25 protein-coding genes and 1 tRNA gene are annotated in these 25700 nt (G+C 64.6%); 9 read left to right on the forward strand and 17 right to left on the reverse strand.

Annotation, left to right across the window (positions count from 1 at the left end; all coding sequences use genetic code 11):
* Positions 1 to 215 precede the first annotated feature (215 nt).
* From ruvA to pal, 8 genes are all read left to right on the forward strand, one after another.
* The gene (gene ruvA / locus JV18_RS0114185) at positions 216 to 815 is read left to right on the forward strand and encodes a Holliday junction branch migration protein RuvA (protein WP_033075588.1); all 600 of its coding nucleotides are present in this window, start codon (positions 216 to 218) and stop codon (positions 813 to 815) included.
* 121 nt (positions 816 to 936) lie between these two features.
* A complete protein-coding gene (ruvB, locus tag JV18_RS0114190) occupies positions 937 to 1968 on the forward strand; it encodes a Holliday junction branch migration DNA helicase RuvB (RefSeq protein WP_033075589.1) in 1032 nt (343 codons plus the stop codon).
* 226 nt (positions 1969 to 2194) lie between these two features.
* Positions 2195 to 2674: a YbgC/FadM family acyl-CoA thioesterase gene (locus tag JV18_RS0114195; RefSeq protein WP_033075590.1), complete on the forward strand. Its 480-nt coding sequence runs from the start codon at positions 2195 to 2197 to the stop codon at positions 2672 to 2674.
* Entirely contained in the window at positions 2668 to 3366 is a 699-nt protein-coding gene (gene tolQ, locus JV18_RS0114200; protein WP_033075591.1) for a protein TolQ, read from the forward strand. Before JV18_RS0114195 ends, tolQ begins: the two co-directional genes overlap by 7 nt.
* Entirely contained in the window at positions 3366 to 3836 is a 471-nt protein-coding gene (locus JV18_RS0114205; protein ID WP_033075592.1) for an ExbD/TolR family protein, read from the forward strand. Before tolQ ends, JV18_RS0114205 begins: the two co-directional genes overlap by 1 nt.
* Before the next feature lie 10 nt (positions 3837 to 3846).
* Positions 3847 to 4674 (forward strand): hypothetical protein, encoded by an 828-nt coding sequence (locus JV18_RS0114210; RefSeq protein WP_033075593.1) that lies wholly within the window; start codon positions 3847 to 3849, stop codon positions 4672 to 4674.
* Positions 4675 to 4679: 5 nt separating this feature from the next.
* Positions 4680 to 6041, forward strand: a complete 1362-nt coding sequence (gene tolB / locus JV18_RS0114215; RefSeq protein ID WP_033075594.1) for a Tol-Pal system beta propeller repeat protein TolB — start codon at positions 4680 to 4682, stop codon at positions 6039 to 6041.
* Between the two features lie 111 nt (positions 6042 to 6152).
* On the forward strand, positions 6153 to 6665 hold the full coding sequence (pal, locus tag JV18_RS0114220; RefSeq protein WP_144243984.1) for a peptidoglycan-associated lipoprotein Pal: 513 nt from the start codon (positions 6153 to 6155) through the stop codon (positions 6663 to 6665).
* Here pal and JV18_RS0114225 read toward each other — a convergent pair whose 3' ends face one another.
* From JV18_RS0114225 to JV18_RS0114295, 15 genes are all read right to left on the reverse strand, one after another.
* Positions 6666 to 7457, reverse strand: coding sequence for a prepilin peptidase (locus JV18_RS0114225; protein ID WP_235303513.1), 792 nt, complete (start codon positions 7455 to 7457; stop codon positions 6666 to 6668).
* Position 7458: 1 nt separating this feature from the next.
* Complete coding sequence (gene gspN, locus JV18_RS0114230) at positions 7459 to 8178, reverse strand: type II secretion system protein N (protein WP_033075595.1); 720 nt, start codon at positions 8176 to 8178, stop codon at positions 7459 to 7461.
* A complete protein-coding gene (gene gspM, locus JV18_RS0114235) occupies positions 8175 to 8660 on the reverse strand; it encodes a type II secretion system protein GspM (RefSeq protein WP_033075596.1) in 486 nt (161 codons plus the stop codon). Before gspM ends, gspN begins: the two co-directional genes overlap by 4 nt.
* A complete protein-coding gene (gene gspL, locus JV18_RS0114240; RefSeq protein WP_033075597.1) occupies positions 8657 to 9805 on the reverse strand; it encodes a type II secretion system protein GspL in 1149 nt (382 codons plus the stop codon). Before gspL ends, gspM begins: the two co-directional genes overlap by 4 nt.
* Position 9806: 1 nt before the next feature.
* Positions 9807 to 10820, reverse strand: a complete 1014-nt coding sequence (gspK, locus tag JV18_RS0114245; RefSeq protein WP_033075598.1) for a type II secretion system minor pseudopilin GspK — start codon at positions 10818 to 10820, stop codon at positions 9807 to 9809.
* Positions 10817 to 11437, reverse strand: a complete 621-nt coding sequence (locus JV18_RS0114250) for a GspJ family type II secretion system protein (protein WP_235303521.1) — start codon at positions 11435 to 11437, stop codon at positions 10817 to 10819. The genes gspK and JV18_RS0114250 overlap by 4 nt, the downstream gene beginning before the upstream one ends.
* A gap of 59 nt (positions 11438 to 11496) precedes the next feature.
* The gene (gene gspI, locus JV18_RS0114255; protein WP_033075600.1) at positions 11497 to 11889 is read right to left on the reverse strand and encodes a type II secretion system minor pseudopilin GspI; all 393 of its coding nucleotides are present in this window, start codon (positions 11887 to 11889) and stop codon (positions 11497 to 11499) included.
* Entirely contained in the window at positions 11879 to 12367 is a 489-nt protein-coding gene (locus JV18_RS0114260) for a GspH/FimT family pseudopilin (RefSeq protein WP_033075601.1), read from the reverse strand. Before JV18_RS0114260 ends, gspI begins: the two co-directional genes overlap by 11 nt.
* Positions 12342 to 12833, reverse strand: a complete 492-nt coding sequence (gene gspG, locus JV18_RS0114265; RefSeq protein WP_081944871.1) for a type II secretion system major pseudopilin GspG — start codon at positions 12831 to 12833, stop codon at positions 12342 to 12344. Before gspG ends, JV18_RS0114260 begins: the two co-directional genes overlap by 26 nt.
* Before the next feature lie 3 nt (positions 12834 to 12836).
* A complete protein-coding gene (gspF, locus tag JV18_RS0114270; protein WP_033075684.1) occupies positions 12837 to 14054 on the reverse strand; it encodes a type II secretion system inner membrane protein GspF in 1218 nt (405 codons plus the stop codon).
* The gene (locus JV18_RS0114275; protein WP_033075685.1) at positions 14047 to 15531 is read right to left on the reverse strand and encodes a GspE/PulE family protein; all 1485 of its coding nucleotides are present in this window, start codon (positions 15529 to 15531) and stop codon (positions 14047 to 14049) included. Before JV18_RS0114275 ends, gspF begins: the two co-directional genes overlap by 8 nt.
* A gap of 8 nt (positions 15532 to 15539) precedes the next feature.
* Complete coding sequence (gspD, locus tag JV18_RS0114280; RefSeq protein ID WP_033075602.1) at positions 15540 to 17744, reverse strand: type II secretion system secretin GspD; 2205 nt, start codon at positions 17742 to 17744, stop codon at positions 15540 to 15542.
* A gap of 8 nt (positions 17745 to 17752) precedes the next feature.
* Positions 17753 to 18637: a type II secretion system protein N gene (locus tag JV18_RS0114285; RefSeq protein WP_033075603.1), complete on the reverse strand. Its 885-nt coding sequence runs from the start codon at positions 18635 to 18637 to the stop codon at positions 17753 to 17755.
* A 214-nt stretch (positions 18638 to 18851) separates the two neighbouring features.
* Complete coding sequence (locus tag JV18_RS0114290; RefSeq protein ID WP_033075604.1) at positions 18852 to 21548, reverse strand: TonB-dependent receptor domain-containing protein; 2697 nt, start codon at positions 21546 to 21548, stop codon at positions 18852 to 18854.
* Positions 21549 to 21629: 81 nt separating this feature from the next.
* Entirely contained in the window at positions 21630 to 23198 is a 1569-nt protein-coding gene (locus JV18_RS0114295) for a hypothetical protein (protein WP_033075605.1), read from the reverse strand.
* A 303-nt stretch (positions 23199 to 23501) separates the two neighbouring features.
* On the opposite strand from JV18_RS0114295, the gene JV18_RS0114300 reads away from it, so the two are divergent.
* Positions 23502 to 23588: transfer RNA gene (locus tag JV18_RS0114300), tRNA-Leu, on the forward strand.
* 113 nt (positions 23589 to 23701) lie between these two features.
* Here the strand turns inward: JV18_RS0114300 and JV18_RS0114305 are convergent.
* Both JV18_RS0114305 and JV18_RS0114310 read right to left on the reverse strand, forming a co-directional pair.
* Positions 23702 to 24850, reverse strand: a complete 1149-nt coding sequence (locus tag JV18_RS0114305; RefSeq protein ID WP_200879124.1) for an acyltransferase family protein — start codon at positions 24848 to 24850, stop codon at positions 23702 to 23704.
* Positions 24851 to 24946: 96 nt separating this feature from the next.
* Positions 24947 to 25687, reverse strand: coding sequence for a GntR family transcriptional regulator (locus tag JV18_RS0114310; RefSeq protein WP_235303551.1), 741 nt, complete (start codon positions 25685 to 25687; stop codon positions 24947 to 24949).
* Positions 25688 to 25700: the final 13 nt, after the last annotated feature.

Raw genomic sequence — 25700 nt, forward strand, 5'->3', positions numbered from 1 at the left:
TCCTCCCCTGCCAACCCCTCCGCCCCGGAAAAAGTTCACCTGGGCAACCATCTCCCCCCGTCGTTCCGGGTTTGACCGGGGACCCGCCTTCTTTTCACGCAGGCCTCGTGTGGAGAGGTTGACATGGGAATTTCTCACTGCACGTCCGTTCCCCCGCGTCCCCCGCCCCCCGCTTCCTTGTTCACTTTTCATTCCTGCCGCGCTAAGCCGCATCCATGATCGCAAAACTCACCGGACGGCTCGACAGCAGCGGCGCAGGCCATGCGGTGATCGACGTTGGCGGCGTCGGCTATCTGGTCGAGGCATCGGCGCGCACGCTCGACACGCTTGGCGCTGCGGGCAATGAAGTGACCATCCACACCGAAATGCTGGTGGGTGAGGATTTCCTCCGCCTTCTGGGCTTTGCCCGCGCGGAGGAACGCGACTGGTTCCGCCTGCTCACCAGCGTGCAGGGCGTCGGCGCCAAGGTCGCGCTCGCTATCCTCTCGGCGCTTGAAATCGCCGATCTGCAACGCGCGCTCGCCAGCGGCGACAGCGCGATGGTCGCGCGCGCCAATGGCGTCGGCCCGAAACTCGCCCAGCGCATTTGCAATGAACTGAAGGACAAGGCCGGCGCGCTCGGCGGCATCGCGGGCACCGGCGCAGCCGCCACCCCCGCCGCCGGGCCGCAGGCCGACGCCGTCACCGCGCTCAGCGGCCTCGGCTTCAAACCCGCCGAAGCCAGCGCCGCCGTCGCGGCCGCCAATGAAGAACTGGGCGCCGCCGCCACGCTTGACGCTCTGGTGCGCCTCGCGCTCAAGAAAGCGGCGAAATGAACAGGCCACTCGTCACCACGCCCGTCACCCCGGACTTGATCCGGGGTGACGGGCGGCGCATTCTGGCGCATTTCGCGCGGCAACAGCCTTGCCCCCGGCACCCCCATCAGGACGGCATAGCATGACCGACCCCGCGCCCCTTACCACACCCCAGCGCACGCCCGAGGATGTCGACGCCGCGCTGCGTCCGCAATCGCTCGCCGAATTTGTCGGCCAGGCGGCGGCGCGTGAAAATCTGCGGATCTTTGTCGAGGCGGCGAAGGCGCGCGGCGATGCGCTCGACCATGTGCTTTTCTTTGGGCCACCGGGGCTGGGCAAGACGACGCTGGCCCAAATTGTCGCGCGCGAGCTTGGCGTCGGTTTCCGTTCGACCAGCGGGCCGGTGATTGCCAAGGCGGGCGACCTTGCCGCGCTCCTCACCAATTTGGAGGATGGCGACGTCCTCTTCATCGACGAAATCCACCGCCTGTCGCCGGCAGTCGAGGAAATTCTCTATCCGGCGATGGAGGATCGCGCGCTCGACATCATGATCGGCGAAGGCCCCTCGGCGCGCAGCGTGCGGATCGACCTTCCGAAATTCACCCTCGTCGGCGCGACGACGCGGCAGGGGCTGCTCACCACCCCCTTGCGCGACCGGTTCGGCATTCCGGTGCGCCTGAACTTCTACACCCATGCCGAACTGGAGCAGGTGATTACCCGCGCGGCGCGCCTCCTGTCGCTCCCCATCGCCCCCGATGGCGCGCTCGAGATTGCGCGGCGGGCGCGCGGCACCCCGCGCATCGCCGGGCGGCTGCTGCGCCGCGTGCGCGATTTCGCCCATGTTGCGGGCCACGCCATCGTCGACCGCGCCGCCGCCGATGCGGCGCTCAACCGGCTCGAGGTTGACGCGCTTGGCCTTGATGCCATGGATCGGCGCTATCTTCTTATGATTGCGGACATTTATCGCGGCGGCCCGGTCGGGGTCGAAACGCTGGCCGCGGGCCTGTCGGAACCGCGCGACACGATCGAAGATGTGATCGAGCCCTATTTGCTGCAACTGGGCCTGATCGCGCGCACCGCCCGCGGTCGTACATTGAACGCAAGCGCCTGGAAACATTTAGGATTAATGCCCCCATCGGGGGTTCAGGACGGCCTGTTCGACCCCGAAGCCTGAAGGACGCTGCGCGGCACTTTCGCCAACTTCCACCCTTTTCGTCATTGCGAGCCCGGCAAGAGCCGGGTGAAGCAATCTCCCGCTATCGGGGCTGGGGATTGCTTCGCTCCGCTCGCAAGGACAGGGCGGGAATATAAAGGCTTTTTGCCGTCAATCGGCCCCTTGCTGCGACGAACCGTGTTAATCTTCTTTTCGATGAATCATTACGCCGCTATCCCTCACGCCAATGACGCTCATTCCTCCCCCTTTTGAGCCCGGCGCCTTCGTCGGGGCCGCGCATCATTATCGCGCGCGCATCTATTATGAGGATACCGACCTCAGCGGCATCGTCTATCACGCCAATTATCTGCGCTATATGGAGCGCGCCCGGTCCGACATGCTGCGCCTTGCCGATATCGACCAGCGCGCCGCGATTGAAAGTGGCGAAGGCGCCTGGGCCGTCACAGACCTTCAGATCAAATATCGCCGCCCGGCAAAGCTCGACGATGACATATTGGTCGTCAGCACGGTCGAGGCGGTGCGCGGGGCAAGCGTCGCCATCGCCCAGCGCATCCTTCGCGGCGATGACCCGTTAAGCTTTGAGACATTTACCGAAGGCCAGGTCATAGTGGCCTTTCTGGCCCCCGATGGTCGGCCCCGCCGCCAGCCCACCGGATGGGCCAAACGTTTTACCGCGATCATGAATGGAGAGATGATCCCTTGCTAGACAATATCTCGCTGGCCGCCGACGCGGCGACTCTGTCCCCCATCGCCCTGTTCCTGCAGGCCGACTGGGTGGTAAAGGCCGTGATGATCGGGCTGTTGCTCGCCTCCATCTATGTCTGGGCCGTGATCATCGGCCATGGCCGGGGAGTCGGCAGCTTGATGCGTGCCTCCGAACGGTTCGAACGCGATTTCTGGCGCGCGGGCAATATCGACAAATTTTACGATGAAAATGGCCGCGAGGACCTGCCGAGCGCCAAGGTGCTGGCGGCGGGCATTTCCGAATGGCGCCGCTCGACTGCAGGGAAGCGCGTTGACCGCGAAGGCACGCGCGAACGGCTGGGCATTGCGATGAACAGCGCGCTGGCGGGCGAAGTGGACCGGCTGGCCCAGAAAATCGGCGCGCTTGCCACCATTGGCGCTGTCGCGCCCTTCGTCGGCCTGTTCGGCACCGTCTGGGGCATTATGCGGAGCTTTACGGCCATTGCGGCGGAGAATAACAGCAGCCTCGCTGTCGTCGCGCCGGGCATTGCTGAGGCGCTGTTCGCCACCGCAATCGGCCTGTTCGCCGCCATTCCGGCGGTGATCGCGTACAACAGCTTTTCGCAGCGGCTGAACCGGCTCGAATCGCGCCTCGGCCGCTTTGCAGACGGGCTGCACGCCACCTTCAGCCGCGAACTGGAGGCGGAAGGCTAATGGCGATGAGCGGCCCTTCGGGCGGCGCAGGCGGCGGCGTCCGGCGCGGGCGGGGGCACCGCCGCGCGCCCATGTCCGAAATCAACGTCACTCCGCTCGTCGACGTGATGCTGGTTCTGCTGATCATCTTCATGATCACCGCCCCGCTTCTCTCCTCCGCGGTTCCGGTCAATCTGCCCGAAAGCCGGGCAAAGCCGATGAAACAGGAAGAGCAGGAACCGATTCAGCTCACCATTACCGCCGACGAGACCATCTATATCGGCGAGGAAGCGGTGAACGAGGCCGCGCTGCCCGCGCGCCTCGATGCCATTGCCCAGGCTGACCGCAACAGCGAGCGCCCGCGCCAGATCATGCTGCGCGCCGACAAGGCCTTGCTGTTTGGGCGCGTCGCCTGGGTGATGGGCGAGCTCAACCGGGCCGGGCTGACCCGCATTTCGATGGTCACCACTGGTTCAGACAGCGAGTCATAGGTCAAAGGCCATGGGAGCGGGACAGAAAACATGGGGCGCGCAAAAAAGCGGCATTGCCGTCGCCGTCGCGCTGCATGTCGTCATCATCGGCCTGCTATCGGTGCAGTGGACCGCAGGCGAACGGCGTTTTGACAATCCGCCGATGGAGGTCGATCTGATCGCCGAAACGGCGGCGACCTCGACCGCCCCGGTGATCAGCCAGACCCCGCCGCCGCCGCGCCTTGGCGAAGAATTGTCGCGCGACATTGCGGTGCCTGAGCCCCTGCCGACGCCGACGCCGCCCGTCCCCGACCCCATTGTCCGGCCCGACCCGGCCCCGGCGCCCAGGCTGACGCCCCGTCCAGCCCCAACTCCACCGAAAAAGCAGGCACCACCCGCGCAGAAAAGCCAGCCCAAGGCGACGCCAAAGCCGACGACCACGCCGCGCGCTGCCCGGCCCACGGGGCGGCTCGACGGCATCGCCGAAGGCCTGTCGCGCAGCGAGACAAAGGACAGCGCGTCCAAGGGCGCGCCCGCGGCCGCGACTGCTGCCGAAGTCCGCCGCTCGATCGACGTCAGCATCAAGGCAGCGGTCGCGCCCCGCTGGAACAGCTGCCGCGTCAGCGGGGTCGATGTTGATCAGCTCAAGACAGTGGTGAAATTCCGCCTCAACCGTTCGGGCGGCCTCGCGGGCTTCACCAGCGTCACCACCAGCGGCGAAAATGACAGCAACCGTTTCCAGGTTCAGCGGCATCAGGAGTGCGCCAAACGCGCGGTCGAACTCGCCGCGCCTTTCGACCTGCCAGCGGATAACTACGACTTCTGGCAAAATTACACGCTCGATTTTCTGAAGAGGTAAGCGATATGCTCCGTCCCATCACTCTTTCGCTCGCCGTTGCTCTGGCTGCCGCGGCCCCCGTTCTCGGCCAGCAAAGTGCCCCGGCCACCGCCGCCACCACCGAACCACGCGAAACGATCGAAGGCACGCTCTCGCAGGATCGCACGGTTATCGCCGTTCCCGCCTTTGCCACGCCGCAGGTGGAAACCGTCGCAGGCCTTCGCACCGACAGCCTGGGTCGCCAGATTGCCGATGTGATCGCCGCCGACCTCGAACGCAGCGGGCTCTATGCCCCCATCGGCCCCGGCAGCCTGCGCGCGATCAGCATGAGCGAGGTGACCGCGCCGCGCTTCGCTGACTGGCGCGCACGCAATGCGGAAAATCTCGTCCATGGTTTTGTGCGGGCAAGCGGCACCGGCGGCCTGATCGTCGGCTGCTACCTTTATGACACGGCGCTCGGCAGCGAACTCGTTCGCCAGGGCTATGAGATTCAGCCCGGCGACTGGCGCCGCGCCGCGCATAAATGCGCCGACGCCATTTATGCGCGCCTTTCGGGCGAAGCACCCTTCTTCGACAGCCGCGTCGCTTATATCGCTGAAAGCGGCCCCAAGGGAAATCGCATCAAGCGTCTCGCCATCATGGATTCAGATGGCGGCAACCACCGCTTCATCACCAATGGCCAGGCGCTGGCGATCAGCCCGCGCTTCTCGCCCGATTACAAGAAGATCGTTTACGTCAGCTATTTGAACAACCGCGTTCGCGTCTTCATCTATGACATCGACAACGGCACGCAAAAGCTGGTGACCGAAAGCGGCAATGCGACCTTCGCCCCGCGCTGGTCGCCCGATGGCCGGCAGATTCTTTTCTCTATGGCTGTCGGCGGCAATACCGACATTTATCGCGTCTCGGCCGAGGGCGGCACGCCCGTCCGCCTGACCACCGCGCCGGGGATTGACGTTGGCGGCAGCTTTTCGCCCGACGGCAAAAAGATCGTCTTTGAAAGCGATCGTTCGGGCAGTCAGCAGCTTTATGTGATGAATGTCGACGGATCCGACCAGCGCCGCATCAGCTTTGGCGGTGGACGCTATGCCACGCCCGAATGGTCGCCGCGCGGCGACTTGATCGCCTTTACCCGCCTTGGCGGCGGCGAGTTCCGCATCGGTGTGATGACTCCATCGGGCGGCAATATCCGCATGCTCACCAACAGCTGGCAGGACGAAGCGCCGACCTGGTCGCCCAATGGCCGCGTGATCCAGTTTTTCCGCACCACGCCGGGCCGCGAGGGCAAATCAAGCCTGTGGCAAGTTGACCTGACCGGCGTTAACCTGCGGCGTCTGCCCACCCCCCAGGACGGCTCGGACCCAAGCTGGGGACCGATCCTGCCGTAAAACACAGGCGAGCAGGCGGAACGAAATCGGGCGGGCTGGATTATTTTGTTCAACATGGGTTCATCCCGCCGCATCACGAATGACCCTGATATTAACCAAAGGACGGAAGAGATGAGGATAAAGAAAAGCACCGCCACGCTCGCGGCCATCGCCATGTTCGCCGTGGGGGCCTGCTCCAAAAAGGCGCCCGAAGTACTGCCCCCGCCGCCCGCCGGCACCGATGATGGCAGCGGCGCGGGAACCGGCGCGGGCGTCATTCCGGGATCGCAGGAAGATTTCGTGGCCAGCGTCGCCGCGGACCGCATCTTCTTCGGCTTTGACCAATATAATGTCGATGCCGAAGATCAGGCGACACTGCGCAGTCAGGCACAGTGGCTGCAGCGCAATCCCGCCGTCCGCGTCACGCTGGAAGGCCATGCTGACGAGCGCGGCACCCGCGATTACAATATCGCGCTGGGCGAACGCCGCGCCAATGCCGCGAAAAATTATCTCGCCTCGCTGGGTGTCGACCCGTCGCGCATTCAGGTCATCAGCTATGGCAAGGAACGCCCGGCGGCGCTCGGTTCGACCGAGGAAGCCTATGCCCAGAACCGCCGCGCGGTGACGGTCATCATCGGCCGCTGATCAAAGCCCGGCGACCAGCGGCCAGAGCGGCAAGCCCGCCCAAGCCGCGACGCATAAAAAGCTTCCAAAGGGGATGCGCCGCATAACCAGCGGCGTGTCCCCTTTTTGCTGGCTCGCCAGCGCCCAGCCCAGCCCGCACAGGCTGGCGATGAGCAGGATGAAGGGCAATGCCTGCCATCCGGTCCAGGCGCCAATCGCCGCAAACAGCTTGGGATCGCCGCCGCCCATCCCCTCGCTTCCGCGCAGGCGGCGGTAGCCCCACGCGACCAGCAGCAGGGACAGGCCGCCCGCCACCGCGCCCATCCAGCGGTCCCATATGCCCAGGTCGAGCAGCGCGCCGCCCGCGACGAGGCCGATCACCGCAAGCGGCAAGGTCAGCCGGTCCGGCAGCCAGTAATGCCGCGCATCGAGCAGCGCGAGCGGCAGGAGCAGCCAGCCGAACAAGGCCCAGCTCCACCCGGCAAGTCCTGGCATGATCGCGAGCGCGGCGGCTCCGATCATCGCCGCGCCCAGTTCAACCCTGTCGTGAAAGGGGTCGATCGCCGCCCCGCAATCGGGGCAGCGCCCGCGCCGCCACCGTGCCGACAGCAGCGGCACAAGATCACGCACGCCTAGACTTCGCCCGCACCCGTCGCACGCCGAACGCCCGCCCAGCGACCGCCCGGCAGGCCAGCGCAGCACAAGCGTGGCGGCAAAGCTGCCCCATATCAGCCCCAGCAGCGCCCCGAAAATCACGCCCCAAGTCCAGGGCAGGGCGTCCAGCGCGCCAAGCACGCTTGCCAGCATGTGCATGTTAGAAACGACCGGTGCTTGTCAGCGCAAAGCCGCCCGGTCCTGCCTTGAACCCCAGCGCCGCCAGCGCCGCCGCCATCGCCGAATCGCGATTGGCGTCAATGGTCAGCCGCGCGCGATAGGCACCCTTGCCATCGAAGGCGAGCGTCAGCTTTTCCATTCCCGAACCGCTCGCCAGTGTCGCCTGCGCGCGGCCCGCCACACAGGCGAGCGGACCCGACAAGCCTTGCGACAGGTCGAGCCCGGCAATTGGCGCCGCCACCGACAGGCTGATCCGTCCGGCGGCTTCGGCGCATCGCCCTTGAGGATCAAAGCGGATGGTCGCGCCTTCAAAACCGATCCGGTCGGCGGGGATCGCTCCCAATCCGCCCATCAGCGTCGCGCTCCCCTCGACATCGGACACGCCGCGCGGGTTGCTCGCATGAAGCCGCCCGGCAAGCGCGCCGAGCCGCTCGTCAGCGCGCGCAAAATATAGCTCGGTACGGCCAAGGAACAGGGGCAGGGGCGAAAGGCTGGCGCGCACCGTGCCCAAGGGCAGCGCGCCCAGCCGCGCCTCAACCAATTCGCCCGACCAGACCGACCCGCGCACGGCGCGCGCCGTTACCCCCGCCCGGTCGGCACCCGCCCACTCAAGCGCCAGCCGCATCGGAAAAGTGGCCGCGACCAGCGCAAGCAGGACCAGCGCCGCCAAAGCGATCAACGGCGGTCGTACGCGCCTCATTGTCCTGCCTTCCGCAACTCGGCGGTAAGGCCGACGGTGCCGTCGGCGCCCGGGGTGATGTTAAGCTGATCGATGATAAAGCCCTGGCTTTCCAATCCCGCCAGCCAGTCGATCAGAACCGGCGCCTTGGCGCGCGCAATGGCAATCGCGACGCCCCTCTCGCCACGCCCTTCATTGCGGTCCAGCGTCAGGCCGATTTCTCCCGCCGATTGCGCCAGATACTGATCAATCGCCAGCGCAGCGCCGCCCGGCGATGCGGACAATGGCGCGGTGGGTTGCGCGAGCAGGCGCAGCTTGGCCGCCACCCGCCCCTCGCGCTCGACGGCGGCGCGGTGCCCGGCCTGCAAGTCGACAAAGGCGGCGTAGGTCGGGCGCGCCACCGCCCATAGGAGCACGCCCAGCGCCAGAACGCCCGCAACCCCCATCAGCCAGCGTTCGCGGTTTGAGAGGCCGGCCCACCAATTTTTCATGGCTTCCATCATGGCACCGCCCGGATCGTTACATTGGCCATTTGCTGCCCGTCGCTTCCCGCCATCGGCTGCGCGGTGATGCGATAGCCGCGCGCCTGCAGGGCGATCAGCACCGCGTTAATATCCTCGACGCGCGGCGCGGCGAGCGTGGTCGTCAGCGTCCCGTCGGTGCGGTGCGACAGGTTTTTCAGCGCCACACCCGGCGTATCAGTCATTGCATCATAAAGCGCCGAAGCCGGAACCGAAAAGGCAAGCGGCCCGCCGCCCGCCGCCGCCAACCGCCGGTCGATTTCGGCTTCGGCGGTGGCGGCATCGGGCGCCGATATGCCCGCTTTCTCAGCCGCCGCCAGCGTTGCGGCATCGGCGCGGCTTGTGTCGGACGACAGGCGCAGGGCGTAGACGATGGGGATGAGCAGGCTGACGATCAGCAGCGCCAGCAGCAGCCGCTTGCCGAGCCGGAGCAGCGCCGGGTCGACGCCCCAGCGGCGTTTGGGCTTCCACGCGCCGGATAAAAGATCGACTGGCGGCGTCGCCAGCGACAACAGCAGCGTCTCGCGCACTTGTTCGGCATCGAGCGGCGCTATCACCGCTCCCTGCGCCATCAACGCATCAAGCTCCGGGTCCGACGCATAGGCGCGGTCGATGCTGCGAATAATTGCCTCACCGCCGCTTTCGGCGGTCCATAGCTGGCCAGGCTCGGGCGGAGGAAGCGTCGCGGCCGCGGGGATGATCGCCGCTGCCGTCAGCCCCTCGCCCGCCAGCCATTCGGTCCAGCGGGTCATCGCCGCATGGGTCGTGACCGCAACGGGAACCGCCTGCCCATCCGCCGCCGGAAGCCCGGCCGCAACATGCAGCGCCGCCGGATCGCCAAGGCTGCCCTTCAGCGCGTCGATACGCGCCGCTGCCGCGGCCTGTGCCGGTGCAGCATCGGGATAATGATAATAGCGAATGGGGACATCGACCGCGGGTGCGAGCGCGATCAGCCGGTCATCGGTCGGGCGGTCCTCTGCCGGGCGTTCCCAGGCATCGACCCAGCCATCATCCTGCCCCGAATCAATGACGATCCCATCCTCGACGCGCATCCACGCGGGACGCGCCTTCTCCTCGCTCTCCAGCGCATGAAGCGACGGCAGCCACAGGATCAACGTGCGGCTCACCCTATTCGTCCTCGCCCCAGTCGCGTCGCACAATCGCCGGATGCGCCTGCCCTGCCACGGGCGCGCCGCCATAGGCGTCGATGAGCGATTGCGCCGTCAAAAAACCATCCCCCATGCTCACTTTCGTCGTCAGTTCAAGCCAGCGGCTATTCACCCCTGCCTGCTCGGCGGCTTCGCCCGATGGTTTGCGCCCTTCAAACACCCGCGCCTCCCAGAATCGGACGCTGCTGCCATAGCCGCCTGCGGGACGCGCCGCCAGCGCTGCCCGTGCATCGGCAAGGCTGAGCTTGCCGGGAAGCAGCATGGCAATCAGCGCGGCCTGTTCGGGTGCCAGCGTGTTAACGTTCAGGCGCGTGGGCTCTGTCACCGGCAGCGCGCATATCCAAGGTTTCAACTGGGCATAGATTTTCCCGCTCACGCCCCTTACCGCGCGCAGCTCGCTGATGTCGGCCATCGGGCGATTGGCGGGCAGATAGGCGGGGTCCATGGCGCGATAGACGCCATCTTCGGCGCCCAGCGGCCCTTCCTTTCCATCGCTGTCGATCCAGTCGGCGGCGGCCCCGGCAATCGCCATCGCCTCGCCCCGGTCAATTCCGAGCAGGACCATCAATTCGGTAAATTGTCCGATGGCGCTGGCGCGCTGCTGAAATATATCGGGCGCGGTTTCGGCCACCAGGCTGTTGAGGTTGAAGCAATTATTGGCATCGACCAGCCGCGCCCGCGCCGTCCCGACCGGAAGCGGCAGGGTGAATTCGCGGCCCAGCCAATCGCCCGCAAGCGTCAGCTTGGCCGGATCGCGCTTCACCAGATCGCCCACCCGGCGCATCGCAATTTCCTCGGCGGCAAAGGCATAGGCGCGGCCCTGATCGACTGTCGCCGCGCTGGCCGCAATCCGCGTCGCCAGCATCAGCCGGTCGAGCGCCGCCGCCGAAATCACCGCCATCACCGCGACGAGTAACAGAACGCTGAGGAGCGCCGCGCCGCGTTCCTGCGGCAGGGGGAGCGGGCCGTTCATGGTGCCTCCTCCTCTCCATCGGCGCCCGGCGCAGGCGGCGGGGTCGGCGCGACAAGGAACCTCATCACCAGCGGCGCGCGTCCTTCGCGGGTAAGCCGTACTTCAACCGCGCGCGGCAAACGCCCGCCCGGCTCCGACGTCCAGCTTTCGCCCCAATTGCCAAGATCGTCGCGATAGCGGACCTGCGCCCCGCTCACCTCGCGCGCAATCGCATCGCCCTCGCCCAGCGCCGCGCCGTCGAGCATCGGCTGCACCGCGCGTCGCCATTCGTCCCCTACAAGGCGATAGCCGACACGCTCGATATCGGGGCGCGCCCCACCCGTCATCGCGCCTGCCCCGGCGTGCACGAGCGAAAAACCGCTGGCAGACCCGGCAAAGGCGGGCAACAGCTCGCCCGCCGCTCCCCGCGTCGGGCGCGCCACCGCCTGCGCCAGATCATTGGCCATGACCGCGCGGAGCCGGTTGATCCCGCCCATCGCCTTCAGCCATTCCTGCACCGCGCCCTGCGTATCGACGCTGCTACGCAGCAGGCCGACGCCCATGGCGGCGATGGCGGCAAAGATTGACAGCGCCACCAGCATTTCGACCAGAGTGAAGCCGCTCTCGCCCCCGCACACGCCCCCCGATGCTGGCCGGCGTCCCGCCGAAGCGGAAAAGGAACGGCATGGCCCCGTCCTCATCGCGCGGGCCGGATGATCGTCAGCGCCGCCTGCCCGCGCCCGCTCACCGGCCGGACGAGCAAATCGACGCGCAGCAAATCGGCATCGGCGGTGCGCGCGACCTGTTGTTCGATACGCCAGTCGCGGCCCCCGTTGCGGGCCGCATGGCTGCTCGCACCGATCGTCGGCGGGGTCGGATCGGTCCATAGTTCAACCGCGCGATTCTGCGCCACAATCCCCGCCATGCTGCTTTCGTCAAGATCGCCAGCGGTGCGCACGGCATAGGCATCGAGCCGCACCAGCGTCAGCGCAGCGATGCTGATGATGCTGAGCGCCACCAGCATTTCAAGCAGGGTAAAGCCGCCCTCCCCGCGCCTCCCCGCGCCCGCCGGCTTCGCTTCATTCGCCACGGCTGACCTCGCCCGTTGCCGATACCCGCACCATTGCCCGCGCACCGCTCCCGCGCAGCCACAATGTCTGGGGCGTCGGACTGGTGCCGACACGGTCGAAGATAATCCGCGCCGCTGCGCCGCCCTCGCCCGCGGCAAATTGCACCCCGCCGGGCCAGCCATGCTGTTCGAAAGCGCGGCCGGGCAAGGGCTGCCACGCGCCCTCCACCCGCCGTTCAAAGCCATAGCCCGAAGGCGCAAAATTGACCGCGACGCTGCGCCCTTCGATCACCGCCATGTCGCGCGCCGCCGCCAGCCGCGCCGCCAGCCGGTCGGCCTCGCTGCGCAGCGTGCGCTCCTCGCCCGGAATGGTCAGCACCACCGCTGTCGCCGCAAGCGCCAGTATCATTAGTACGACCATCAATTCGACAAGCGTAAAGCCGTTGGCGCGGCGTGAGGGCAACCGGCCGATTTTAATTGTCGGCGCGGATATCCGCATTTTCGTCGGTCCCTCCGGGTGCGCCGTCCGCCCCCATCGACCACAGGTCGAACGCCTTGCCGTTCGCACCCGGGGCTTGATAATGATAGGGGCGCCCCCACGGATCGGCGGGCAGCTTCTTGATATAACCGCCGCGGCGATAGCGTTCGGGCTGCGGCAGGGCGGGCGGCGGCGTGACGAGCGCGTTCAGCCCATCGGTCGTCGCGGGATAGGTCAGATTGTCGAGCCGATATTGTTCCAGCGCGGTTTCCAGCGTCGCAATATCGGTCTTCGCTTTGGTAACCATTGCGCGGTCCTGGCTTGGCAGGACATTGATCATCACCACGGTCGCGAGAAGGCCGATGATGAAGATCACCACCATCAATTCGGTCAGGGTAAAGCCGCGTTCATCCTTTTTGCGGCGCCGCCGAACAGGGGGCCGGGCGGGATCGAGCATCAGGCGGAAGAAAAGCTGCATGAGCGACATTATTCAAAGTCCTGCTAGATTCTGCAACTGAAGGATGGGCAGAAGAATGGCGAGGATGATGAGGGCGACGCACGACCCCATAACGACAATTATGACAGGCTCGAGTAAAGCCATGGACGCCGCCGTAAAGCGGTCGAACTCGCGCTCCAGATAATCAGCGGCGCGTTCCAGCATCACTTCCAGTCGGCCCGCACTTTCGCCGCTCGCGGTCATATAGACGAGCAGCGGCGGAAACACCCCGGCATCGCGCAGCGCCGCCGACAGGCTGCCACCCGCGCGCACCTGATCGACGATATGCGACGTCGCCCCGGCCAGCGCGGCATTCCGGATCGTCGGCACCGTCAGCCGCAGCCCTTCGACCAGCGGCAACCGGCTCGACACCATGGTGGCGAGCGTACGCGCAAAACGCGCGGCATAAAGATCGCGGAGCAAGCGGCCAAGGAGCGGCAGGCGCAGCAGCCGGGCATCGACGCGCGCCTTGAAGGCGGGACGCCGCATCGCCTGCGTCCACAACAGCACAGCGAGCGCAATCAGCGCCGCGACCAGCCACCACCAGCTTGCGGCAAAATCCGACAGGGCGATCACCGCGCGCGTCAGCCAGGGAAGCTGTTGGCCCACGTCCGAAAATTGCTCGACGACCCGCGGCACGACAAAGATCATCAGCGCGGCGACCACCCCGATGGCAACAATCGCAAGGACGATCGGATAAGCAAGCGCGGCGATCAGCTTGCCGCGCACCTCGGCCTGTCGTTCGAGCAGGTCGGCGAGGCGCGCGAGAATGACGGTCAGGCTGCCCGTGGTTTCGCCCGCCGAGACCATGGCGCGATAGAGCGGGGGGAAACTCGCCGACTGGCGGCCCATGGCATCGGCAAGGCGCCGCCCTTCGAGCAGGCCGGCATGAACATCGCCGATCACCGCGCGCGCGGCATCGGCTTCGCTTTGCCGGGTGAGCGTCCGCAGTGCTTCTTCCAGGGGCGCAACCTCAGCCAGCGTCGCAAGCTGGCGAGTGAAAAGCGCCAGTTGCTTGCTGTTCAACCGCTCCTTGCGAAAGCTGAGCAGCGAAGGCCCCGATTTCTCCTTTGCCCCCGCCGGTTCAAGCACAAGGATATGAAATTTGCGCCGCAACAGATTGGCGCGCGCAGCCTCATCACCAGACGCGGACACACGCCCCTTGCGTTCGCGCCCCTGGGGGTCGATCGCAACATAGCGATAGTCAGGCATCGACATCCTCACGGCGCGCGATGCGGATGGCCTCTTCAGGGGTCGTCAGCCCCTTGGCAACCATTGTACGCGCGGCCGATGACAGGGTGGGCGCTTTCAAAAAGGCATGGCGGGCGATCATCGCCTCGTCACCGCCGGCGTAGATATAGCGGCGCACGGTCTCATCGACCCTGATCGCCTCGAAAACGCCAATGCGGCCCTTGAAGCCGGTGCCGCCGCACGCCTCGCACCCCTTGGGCCGCCAGACGACCGTACCGATGTCGAGTCCCAGCACTGCAGCGATGCTGTTATCGGCCTGCACGGGCTCGCGGCAATGCTCGCACAGCTTTCGCACCAGACGCTGCGCGATCACCGCGCGCAAGGTGGAGGCGAGCAGGAAGGGTTCAACCTTCAGATCTTTGAGGCGGGTGATCGCGCCGACCGCATCATTAGTGTGCACCGTCGAAAGGACGAGGTGGCCGGTGAGCGAGGCCTGCACCGCAATATCGGCGGTTTCGCGATCGCGAATTTCACCGACCATCACCACATCGGGGTCCTGGCGCAAAATGGCGCGCAGCCCGGCGGCGAAGTCGAGACCGACCTTGCTGTTCACCTGCGTCTGGCCCACGCCATCGACGGCATATTCGACCGGGTCTTCGACCGTCAAAATATTGCGCTGACCGTCGTTGAGCTGCTTGAGCGCACCATAAAGCGTCGTCGTCTTGCCCGATCCGGTCGGGCCGGTGACGAGGATGATGCCATTGGGTTCGGCCAGCGCCTCGCGCAAAATCGCATCGGCAGCGCCCGACAGGCCGAGCACGTCGAAATCAATGCCCGCCGCATCCTTGTCGAGAATACGCATCACCACGCGCTCGCCCGCCCGGCTGGGAAGGGTGGAAACGCGCACGTCCACCGCCTTGCCCGCCAGGGTCAACGCGATGCGTCCATCCTGCGGCACGCGGCGCTCTGCAATATCGAGCCGCGCCATCACCTTGATGCGGCTGACCACCACCGGGGCGACATGGGGCGGCATCCGCAAATGTTCGCGCAGCACGCCATCGGCGCGCATCCGCACAACCAGCCCGCTTTCATAAGGCTCGATGTGAATATCGCTGACGCTCTGCCGCACCGCTTCGGCGATGATTGCGTTGATCAGGCGGATGGCGGGGGCATCATCGGCGCTGTCGAGCAAATCTTCGGCGCTGGGCAGGCTGAGGTCGATGTCGCCGCCGTCGAGCGATCCGGCGAGGCCCGCCGCCGAAGAATCAACGGCATAATGATCCGAAAGCAACCGGTCGAAATCGGCGGTATTGGCCGTTGCAACGCGCAGCGGCTGCGCCAGATAGCGTTTGACCTCGATCAGCACCGCGGGGTCGCTGCCTTCGCGCAGCGTCGCCAGCCAGCCTCCTTCGCCATCGGGGGCGATGACCACGCCATGCTGGCGGGCAAAGCCATAGGGTATATCGACCGGGGCCGCGGTGGGTGCGCCGGTCGGCATCGTGTCGCTCACAGCCCCTCTCCCTCCGTCATCGGCGGCGGCGCGCTGGAGATAGGCGGCGGCACATTGGCAGGCGCAATGGTGCCATCCGGTCGGCGCAAGCGCGGCAGGTCGCCGGGCTCCACCGTCACATCGGCGGCCGTCGGCGTGCTCGGCACCGGCGGCGTCGTTCCCAGATAATCGCGCACCAGCGTATCGATGGCGGGTTCCTCCAGCGGATTGCGCTCCAGCTGGAAATTGCGGACATAGCCATAGCGACGCGCGGTCAGCGCGGCATTGTCGGCGCGGTTGCGCAGGATCGTCGGGCGGATGAAGACCATCAAATTGGTCTTGGCCCGCGTGCGCGTGCGCGATTTGAACAATTCGCCCAGTACGGGAATATCGCTGAGCAGCGGGATACGCTCGATCGTCCGGCGCTCATCATCGTTGAGCAGCCCGCCAATCGCCAGTATCTCGCCGTCATCGACCGTTAGCACGGTTTCAAAGGCGCGTTTATTGAGGATCAGGTCGCTGTTACGCGAAGAGACCGGCCCCGCAACGCTCGACACTTCCTGCCGCAGGAACAGCTTGACCTCGCCCGCGCCATTGACCTGCGGCGTCACCTCCAGCTTGATGCCGACTTCTTCGCGCTGCACAGTGCGAAACGCCTGATCGAAATTGTCCGACAAAGCCTCGCCGGTGGTGATCGGCACATCCTGCCCGACCAGAAATTTCGCCGCCTGATTGTCGAGCGTGACGATATGCGGGGTGGCGAGCAGATTGGATGTGGTGTCGGACTTCACCGCATTGATGATCGCGCCAAAGATCGTATTCTTGCCAAGGTCGCCTGCAAAACCGGCGAAGCCGCCGCTGGCTGACAGAAGCGAGGCCGCCGCCGCCTGCTGCAAGCTGTCACCCAGCGCGCTGGTCGTCCGGGTGATGATCTTGTCACCATCCTCGGTCGTTTCCTCCTGCGTGAGGCGGCTTGCGGCATAGGCGCCGCCCAAGGTCAATATATTGGGCTGGGCGTTGCTATAGCTGGTGGCCATGAAGGGAATATTCTTGCCGCCCAGCAGAAATTGCACCCCCAGTTTTTTCGCCGCATCATCGCCGATTTCGACGACAATCGCCTCGACGAGCACCTGTTCGCGGCGCGCATCGAGCTGGCGGATCAATTCGCCGAGCATGCGCTGTACATCGCTGTTCGCCGCAACGATGATCGCATTGGCGCCTTCATAGCGGGTGACAATCGCGGGTCCCCGCGTCGCGATACTGCCGCCCGATCCGCTGACGCTCGTCGGCGTGGTGCTGGTCGCGGCGGGCAATGCTCCGGTGGCTGTGCCCTTTTCGGTCGAGGATGCGGGGGGGAGCCCCGCCTTTTGCGCCGGGTCGCTGCCGCCGCCGACAAGCTGTTGCAGCGTCGGCAGCAAAGTTTCGGCATTGGCATGTTGCAGCCAATAGACGCGAAGTTCGGTTCCCCCCGCGGCCTTCTGGTCCAGATCCGCCGCCATCTGGACAAAGCGCGCGACCAGCGCTTGGTCGCCGCGAAGGGCAATGGCGTTGCTGCTGTCGATGGGAACGATTGCGACGGGCGCCTGTGCCCCCTCGCCCGCCGCAGGCACCAGCGCCTGAAGCGCTGCGGCAATTTCCCGCGCGCCGGCATTTTTCAGGCTAACGATTCGGCTCGTCGATGTGTCGCGGTCGATGCTCGACGCGAGCGCGCGAATACGGCGGATATTATCGGCAAAGTCCGCGACGACCAGGCTGTTGGCATTGCGGTTCGCGGTCAGCGATCCCTGCGGGCTGACCAGCGGACGCAGCGTTTCGACCGCGGCCACCGCGTCGATATGCTTCAGGCGGATAATCTCGGTCACAAACTGATTTTGCGCTGCCCGCGCGCTGCCGATCCGGCCCGGCTGCGATGCCGCCCCGTCGATCGGCTGGACGCGATAGCTGCCACTGGGACCTGGGACCGCGACGAGCCCGTTCGATCGGAGGGTGGCGAGGAAAATCTCGAAATATTCGCTGCGCGACAGCGGACGGTCGGTGACTACCGACACCTTGCCGTTGACGCGCCCGTCGATGACAAAAGTCCGCCCGGTAATCCGCGCCGCATCCTGGATGAAGGCGCGAATATCGGCATCGCGGACATTCAGCGTATATTGGGCCAAAGCCGGTCCGGGGGTGGCCGAAACCAGCGCCGCGGCTAGCATCAGGGAAAGTTTGAAGCGCATAAATCTCATTATTTCGAAAGAATGATAGCGACCGGAACGACGCTCGCGCCGCGCTCAACCTCGAGCGAGAGGCGGGCTCCCGGAACAAATTGATTGGCCAGCGCCGCCGCATCTCCGGCAGAGGCAACCGGACGGCCATTGACACCGCGAATAACGTCGCCGGGACGCAAACCTGCCGCGCGGAAGGTTGCGCCGTCCCCTTGCGGCTGCACCACCAGCCCGGTCACGCGGCCCTCCTCGCTACGCGGTGCAAAACCCACCCCGGAACGCAGCGCAGCAGGCGTCAATTCGCCGCCAGCCGCTGCCGCGCTATCGTTCCCCGTGCCCGGTTCCGGCGTTGGCGCTGGCAGGGATGTTGCCGGGGTTGCAACCGGCGCCTCGCCACTTTGATCGAGAAACAGCGTCTCGCGCACCCCGCCCCGGTCGAGTAGCACATGGTCGAACGCGACCCCGACAAGCCGCACCCCCGGTGCCACTTCATCGCCGACCGCATAGCTGTTCTGCACCTCATCCTCGCCCGCGATGATGGCCGACCCGCCCCCGGTCGCTTCATTCATGTTCACCCCGAACAGGGTAAGGCCAAGGGCGGTGACATTGGCGCTCGCCGGTCCCGAAGGACCGGAGCGAAAAAAGGGGTCGAGCGCTGTAAAAAGCGCCCGCCGTTCGGAGGGCGATGCGATCTGGGCGGTCGCCGGTTCCCATGCGCCCAGCGGCGAAAGCGGCACGATCAGCGTCCACAGCAGCCGGACGGCCTGCCAAGCCAGGAGCAGCGCCAGCACAGCCACGATCAGCATCGGCCAGATATCGCCCAATGGACGTGGGCGCGCACCGCGCAACCACGCAGGAAGCACGCGCGGCAGCGTTACGGCCATTTTCGGCATCGACATACCCATGAAACGCCCCTGTCCCCCAACTGAAACAGCTCTCGCGAATCGAGTAGAGCCGGTCGATGACAATCAGTTGACGTAAAGATTACAGTTTTTTGTCAGGCGAGCGAGTCCGGGGGGCGACTGTGCAACGGATCGCGGGCGCGCAGGCCAGTTGAGCGATGGAAACGACGGCTCTGCCTTGAAATCAAGCCGGAGCCGTCGTTCCCGATAGCTGCGCTTAAAATTTAAGCGAGGCGCTGAGCGAGAAGGTCCGGCCCAGCTTGTAGCGGTTGAAATAGATGCGATTGTCGCCCGCTTCCTGCACTTCCTTGTAAGTGCGCCCCGTCAGGTTGCGCGCTTCGAACTTCAGTTCGACTTCCTTGCCGCCAAGCATAAGCCCCTGACGCGCCACGAAATCGAGCTGGATGCCGGGCTTTTCCTTGAGGTCGGGCTGACCCGAGGGACCGCGGCTGGTCACGCGCGGGCTGGCATAGGTCAAAAGCAGCGTCTGCTGCGACAGCCGGTCCTGATCTTCCAGCCCGATCTGGACGTTGACCAGATGGTCCGACTGACCCGTCAGCGGCGCCCCGTCGAAAAAGAAGTTGGACGCGTCATGCTCGACCCCGTTGATCACGGTCTTGTCGCCTTCGCGCACCTGAATTTCCGACTGGGTATAGGTGTAATTGCCGATCAGGACCATGCGGCGGCTCTGCCAGAAGGGCGCATCCGACAGGCTGTTCATCGGAAAATATTTCTGCAGCTCTATCTCGCCGCCATAAAGCGTCGCCTTGGGCGCATTGGCAAAGCTGGTGTTGATCGACGAATCCGACACCGACGTATAGGCTTCGATCGGCTTGTCGATCGACTTGTAAAAAGCCGCCGCCGTCAGCCGCTGGTCGCGGGCGAAATACCATTCATAGCGCGCCTCGGCATTCCACAGTTCGCTGTCGGTCAGCGAACGGTTGCCGCGGAACAGCCGGTTCGATTCGGGGTCCTGATAGATTTGCTCGATCAACTCACGGAACTGGGGCCGCGCAATCGTCTTGGAGCCGTTGAGGCGCACCTGCATGTCGGGCGCCGCTTCCCAGGTCAGCGTCACCGCAGGCAGCCAATAATCATTGTTCAAATTGGTCGCGAGGCTGTCCCCAATGCCCGTGCCGAACAGGTCAACCGGCGCCACCGTCTGCTTGGCGGTTTCATAGCGGACGCCGGCGTTGATATTGACCGAGGGCATCAGCTCGGCCTGAATCTGCCCATAGCCGGCATGGGTGCGAAGCTTGGCATCAAAGGCGGCCGAACCATCCTGCGCCGAGGTTTCGATCAGCGTGATATCATAAAGCTGGATCGTTGCGTCGGAGAGGAGATAGTCGGGGCGAAGCTGCTGCACCGCCAGCGGCAGGTCGGTCGCGCGGAACAGGAAGGAGCGGCGCTCGGATACGCGGTGCGTATCGCTATAGGCATAGCCCACTGTGGCCGAAACCCGCGGCGCGACCTCATAGGAAAGATCGGCGCCCCCCGACCAGAGATTTTCGTTCAGGTCTGAAAAGGCGATCGACGCATCACCACGATTGCCGCCAAGGTCATTGACGAAACGATCGCCGACCGGGTCCTGCTCGGGCGGCAAATTGGTGCGGACATAGGTGAAGCTGCGCTCATAGGGCGCTTCACGCTGCGAATTGGCATAGGCGCCGCGCAGGTCGAGCTTGAGCGCGTCAAACTGGAATTCGCCGACAAACTGCGTGTTGATCAACTGCCGCTCATACCAGGCAGTGTCCTGTTTCATAATGTCGCGGTCGGACTGGTTGCGGTCGGTGCCAAGCGCGAGGCGCGCCTGTTTCAGCGTGTCGCGGATATAAAGATTGGTCCAGCGCAGCTTGTGCTCGCCCATTTCCAGGCCAAAGCCCAACAGGCCGTTCACGACGATACGATTATCGGTGACGACGCGATTATAGCTGGTCTGCGGATCGCCCGAGAGGTCCTGGTTCAGCGATGTTTGCTGCAGTGTATCGCGCGTGCGCCACTTGTTGCTGATCCCCGCCGTCGCGATGATCCCGAGTTCGCCGCCCGGAAGCTGAATCGTCGTGCCGCCGGTCAGCCCTGCCGACCAGTTGATCGGAATATGGTTATTCTGCTGCAGCAAGGTGGTTTCGGCATTCACGAGCTGCATCTGGATCGCTTCCAGATCATCCTGGCTGAAGTCAGCACCTTCGAGGATCGGCTTGCCGCTGTCGAGCGCGGCCTGAAGCAGCGGCGGAATATCGCGCGTGCCATCGTCGAAACCGGTCCAGTCGGTATCGCTGCCATAATAGGTATAGCCAAGCTGGTTGGTCGTCTCGCTGTCCCAGCCGATGCCGCCCGACAGGGTGAGGAAGGTTTCGCGCGGCGTCGCCTTGGTCGTGAGGTTGATCACCCCGCCGCCAAATTCGCCGGGGAAATTCGCCGAATAGCTTTTCTGAACCAACGTCGAGTCGATGACATTGGTCGGAAAAATATCGAGCGGCACCACCCGCTTCAGCGGTTCGGGGCTCGGCAGGGGAGAGCCATTGAGCAAAGCCAGCGAATAGCGGTCGCCAAGCCCGCGAACATAGACAAAGCCGCCGCCGACCACCGACAGGCCGGTGACGCGCTGCAACGATCCGGAAATATCCCCTTCCCCGGTCCGGGCGATATCGGCGGAGGACAGCACTGACACCACTTCGGGGGTCGCGCGTACGATATTGGGGGTATAACGGCCCGTGACCACGATTTCCTGGTTGGCACCGCCGGGAATGGAGACATCGGCCTCCTCATCGGGCGCCGCCTCGTCGGGCGAGGCAGCATCGGCGACCGGATCCGGGCCGGCCGGCGCGGGATCGGCGCTTTGCGCGAGCGTCGCAGGCGCCACGAGCGCAGAACTGAGGAGGAGCAGGCTGGCAAGGATCGGCCGCTTGGTCATGGTGAAAACCCCTGAAAATATGCAAATGAGGGAGCGGGCAGCCCCACAGGTCCGCCCGCCCCCCGATAGGATCGCCTTCGATCAGCTGACCGGCAGCGCGGTGCAGGAACCGCTGGTGCTGCCAAAGCTGGCGGTGGCCGAATTACAGGTCCAACCGGCGTACCAGGTGTCATTGGCGTCGCGGACGGCGCCGACATAGTTGGTGGTGTCGAAGAAGGCGTTCAGCGTCTTCGCATTGAAGGCGGCGAAGCCCGTCTCGGTCGCGCCGTTGACGAACAAATTGGTCAGGCTGGGCGTGTAGGTTGAACGATTGTTCGTGCCGCCTTCGAAGATCGCCTGAACCTCGGCATCGCTGACGCCATTGGAACCGCGGAACGGGGTCGCGTTGCACTGCATCGACACCGAGTGGAACTTCGGCGGACCGGCTTCATCGGGACCGGTGGTCTGCGCCGTCGTGGCGCTGTCGACGCGCAGGCAGCGCGTTCCCGGCGACACGATCAGGCCATTGGCGAAGGTATAATCGGCACCGCCGCGGATACGGATGGCCGCGCCGTTGCCGGCAGCCGCGTTGCGCTGGATGAAGGTAAAGTTCGAAATGGTCACATTCTGACGCGGAACGGCATTTTCATTGCCGTCCGAGTCGATTTCCATCATCGAATCGCCGATCGCTCCGCCCGCACGCTGCACGGCGATGGCATATTGGATGTTGCCCTTGTAGCCGACGTCGGTGTCAAAGCTGTCATCTTCAGCGCCGGTGACGATCATATGCTTGAAGTTCGGACGTCCGCCGAAAACTTCCATGCCATCGTCCGAGCTGTTGTGGATCTGGATATGATGAATTTCGGTGCCCGAGCCCACGCCCGAGGGAGTCAGGCCCTGCAATTCCTTGTCGGCGCTCAGGACAAAGCCCGAATAGCGGATCTGGACATAGGCCATGCGCCCCGAATTGTCGCCGGCCTGCGCGCCGCCATAAAGAGCGTTCGACGTGCCTTCGGTATCGCGTTCGCAGGCAACCGTGCCTTCGGCCGCACCGGGGGCAAGGCAGTCGGTGATGGGCGCGCGGCCCAGCAGGACGACACCGCCCCACAGCTGCGACGTATTGTCATCGGCCGAACCGACGACGTTGCCGCGGCCCGTGAAGATGATCGGCTGGGTCGGGGTGCCGACAGCGTCGATCTTGTTGCCGCGATTGACGACAAGGTACGAAACGCCGGTCGAACCGAAAATGATGACGCCCGGGTCGATGGTCAGCGTGACATCGGTGTTGGTGCTCGCCGCGCCCTGGTCGGTGCCGACATCGACACGACCGGGAAGCGAATAGATAACGCCGTCCACCTTGGGAATGGCGGTCGAGGCCGTGAAGCGCGAGGGGAAAGCACAGTTGCGCCACGTGCCTTCCGGACCGGTGATCGTACCGAGATTCTGCAACTGGGCGGTCGCGGGACCAGCAATCGTCGGGCAGTTCGCCGCAGGCGTCACGCCGGTCGGGGTCGGCGTGGGAGTCGGGGTGGGCGTCGGGGTCGGCGTCGGCGCCGGAATGACGATCGTGCCTTCGCCCGGCGAAGCCACGCCATCGGCACCGCAGGCTGCAAGAATGGAACAGGCCACGCCACTCAGCATGACCAATCGAACGCGCGCAAAAGCCGCCATGAAAATCTCCGTTCCCGGTGTGCGCCCCGCTGGGCGCTGGTGAAAAATCACCGGCCAGCGAAAGACAGAACCCCACGCCCCCGGTGACGCCGCCACTAGGCTGATTCGATGACCGTCTGACGCCAGAGCAATGACATTTGCGTGACTCTTAAGAGTCGTTTTTGTGACAAAGGCGGCAGGCTGGGCGGACCCGAAAGCGCGTCCGAAAAAATATTCGGCACAAGCTTGCTTGCATCGGGTGAAAAGCTTTGCTAGGCGCCCGCACCTACCCGGTGCCGGACCCGTTCGGCCCCATCATGATGTGCGGTCGTGGCGGAACTGGTAGACGCGCAACGTTGAGGTCGTTGTGGCCGAAAGGCCGTGGAAGTTCGAGTCTTCTCGACCGCACCATTATCCTGAAAATGACGGATGGCTGGCCCGCCTGCTGCGCAGGCAGGCGAGCTGCATCATGTCTACTATTCAGCCGAGATGAGAAGAGCCCTTCAAACGCTGCGGCGCGCGGCTCAGACCTTGATGATCCAGTTTTTCCGGCGCAGCCATTCCATCGCCGCCCAGATCAGCGCCATATATATCAGTATGGGCAGCAGGCTGGCGATTTCACCGGGCAGCCAAGCAGCCGCCCAATGATAGGGCAGTAGAACCAGGTCCCAACCGACAACCCCTGCCGTGACCATGTGCAGCACATAGGCGGCAATGGCGTTAAGGCCAAAGGCCATAGCGATCCGTGCCAGCCAGTGGTGCTCTGCGCCTGCACGGCCGTCCACAAAATGATGAAGCGCCGCGAGCGCCAGGGTCGTAATTCCGCAGGTGACGAGGACAAAGCTCGACGACCATATGTCCTTGATCACCGGAAACCACAGGCTCCATCCGAGGCCCACGCCCAGCATCGCAGCCCCGGCCAGCGCCAGCATCCCCGCACTGCCGCCCGCCGGCCGCGCCTTAAGGGCAATGCCGATCAAAACCCCGATCAACCCATGCGCGATAGCGGGCAAGGTGCCCAGCACCCCCTCGGGATCATAGCCTTGCGGGCCCTTCACATAGATATGATTGCCAGCCCCCAAAAAGACACGATCGACCGACGCGATAAAATTCTGTCCCCGCGCCCAAATATCGGTGCCCCCTCCGTCGAGCGACGGTGCCAGCGCCAACGGCCAATATAATATAAGAATGGTGAGCGTCAGAATTAGCAGCGCACGCGGTCGCAAAAGCAGGAACAGCAAAGCACAAGCCCCATACACCAATCCAATGCGCTGCAACACGCCAAAGAGCCGCCAGTCGCCGGACGTAAAATCCGCAAACCAGGCAAGGTTGGAGAGAAGAAAGCCAATCAGGATCAGACGTAAACTACGCGTGCCAATCTGCCACGCCACCGGAGCGGTCAAGCCATCTTCGGCGGCTGGGCGCGCAAGCGCAAAGGGAATGGAAACCCCCACCATCAATAGAAATGCGGGAAAGACCAGATCGGCTATGGTCAGTCCATCCCAGCGGGCGTGAAGCAGCGGAGGCCAGACATCCGCTTGAACCGAATAGAAGAGCGCCGCAGCCGCATTGACAAGGATCATCCCCATCACCGCGAGGCCCCGCAGCAAATCCAGCGACGCAAGCCGCGCTCTCGCCGGTTCCTGCATCATGCCCTGCGTTTTTCTGTTCATGCTCGCCTCCCTCCCCGCAATAAACAGGAGAGAAGGAGAACTATCTACCAAAAAGATACCAATAATCTCAATTGGTATCTTTTTTGATGATTTGCATCATCCCATATTCAGTTCAGCGACCAGATCATATGCGTCGCCGGGATAAAAGGTACGGGTAAATTCCACCGGCCTGCCATCGGCTAGAAACCCCCGGCGTTCAATATAAAGCCCCGGCGCCCCAACGCTGGTCGCGAGCGCTTCGGCCTGCTCAGCATCAAGCGCCACCGCGCGCGAACGCTGGAGGGCACGAACGGGCCGGTGTCCTGCCGCATCCAGCGCAGCATAAAGCGAATGTTCGACGGCATCGATGGACGCAAGGCAGAAGGAAGCAATCGTGGAATATTCCAGCGCCATCGGCGCCCCATCGGCATAACGAATGCGATGGAAGCGGTATACAGGCGAGCCGGGTGACAATCCGAGCGATAGCGCCTCTTCGGGGTTAACCGCGCCATGCGCGCGGCTGACCCATTGCGTGGAGGGGTGACGTCCGCGAGACATCATATCTTCGGAAAAAGAAGAGAGTTTTGAAAAACTCTTCTCCACTCGCGCACCGCGAACGAAGGTTCCCGTACCGCGACGCCGGGTCAGCAGACCTTCATCGACCAGGCCGTCGATGGCCTTGCGTACAGTGATGCGCGACACGTCGAGCTTGTGCGCCAGGTCGCGCTCGGTAGGGATCGCATCCTCGGCCGCGACCCGCCCCTCGGCGATGGCGTCGCGCAAAAGCTGTTGCAACTGTACATAGAGGGGAGTGGAGCCTTTTTTTTGAAGCGAATGCTCAACACCATGCAGCAGCAATTTTTCTTCCTTC

This window comes from Sphingopyxis sp. MWB1 (assembly GCF_000763945.1).
GTDB lineage: Bacteria > Pseudomonadota > Alphaproteobacteria > Sphingomonadales > Sphingomonadaceae > Sphingopyxis.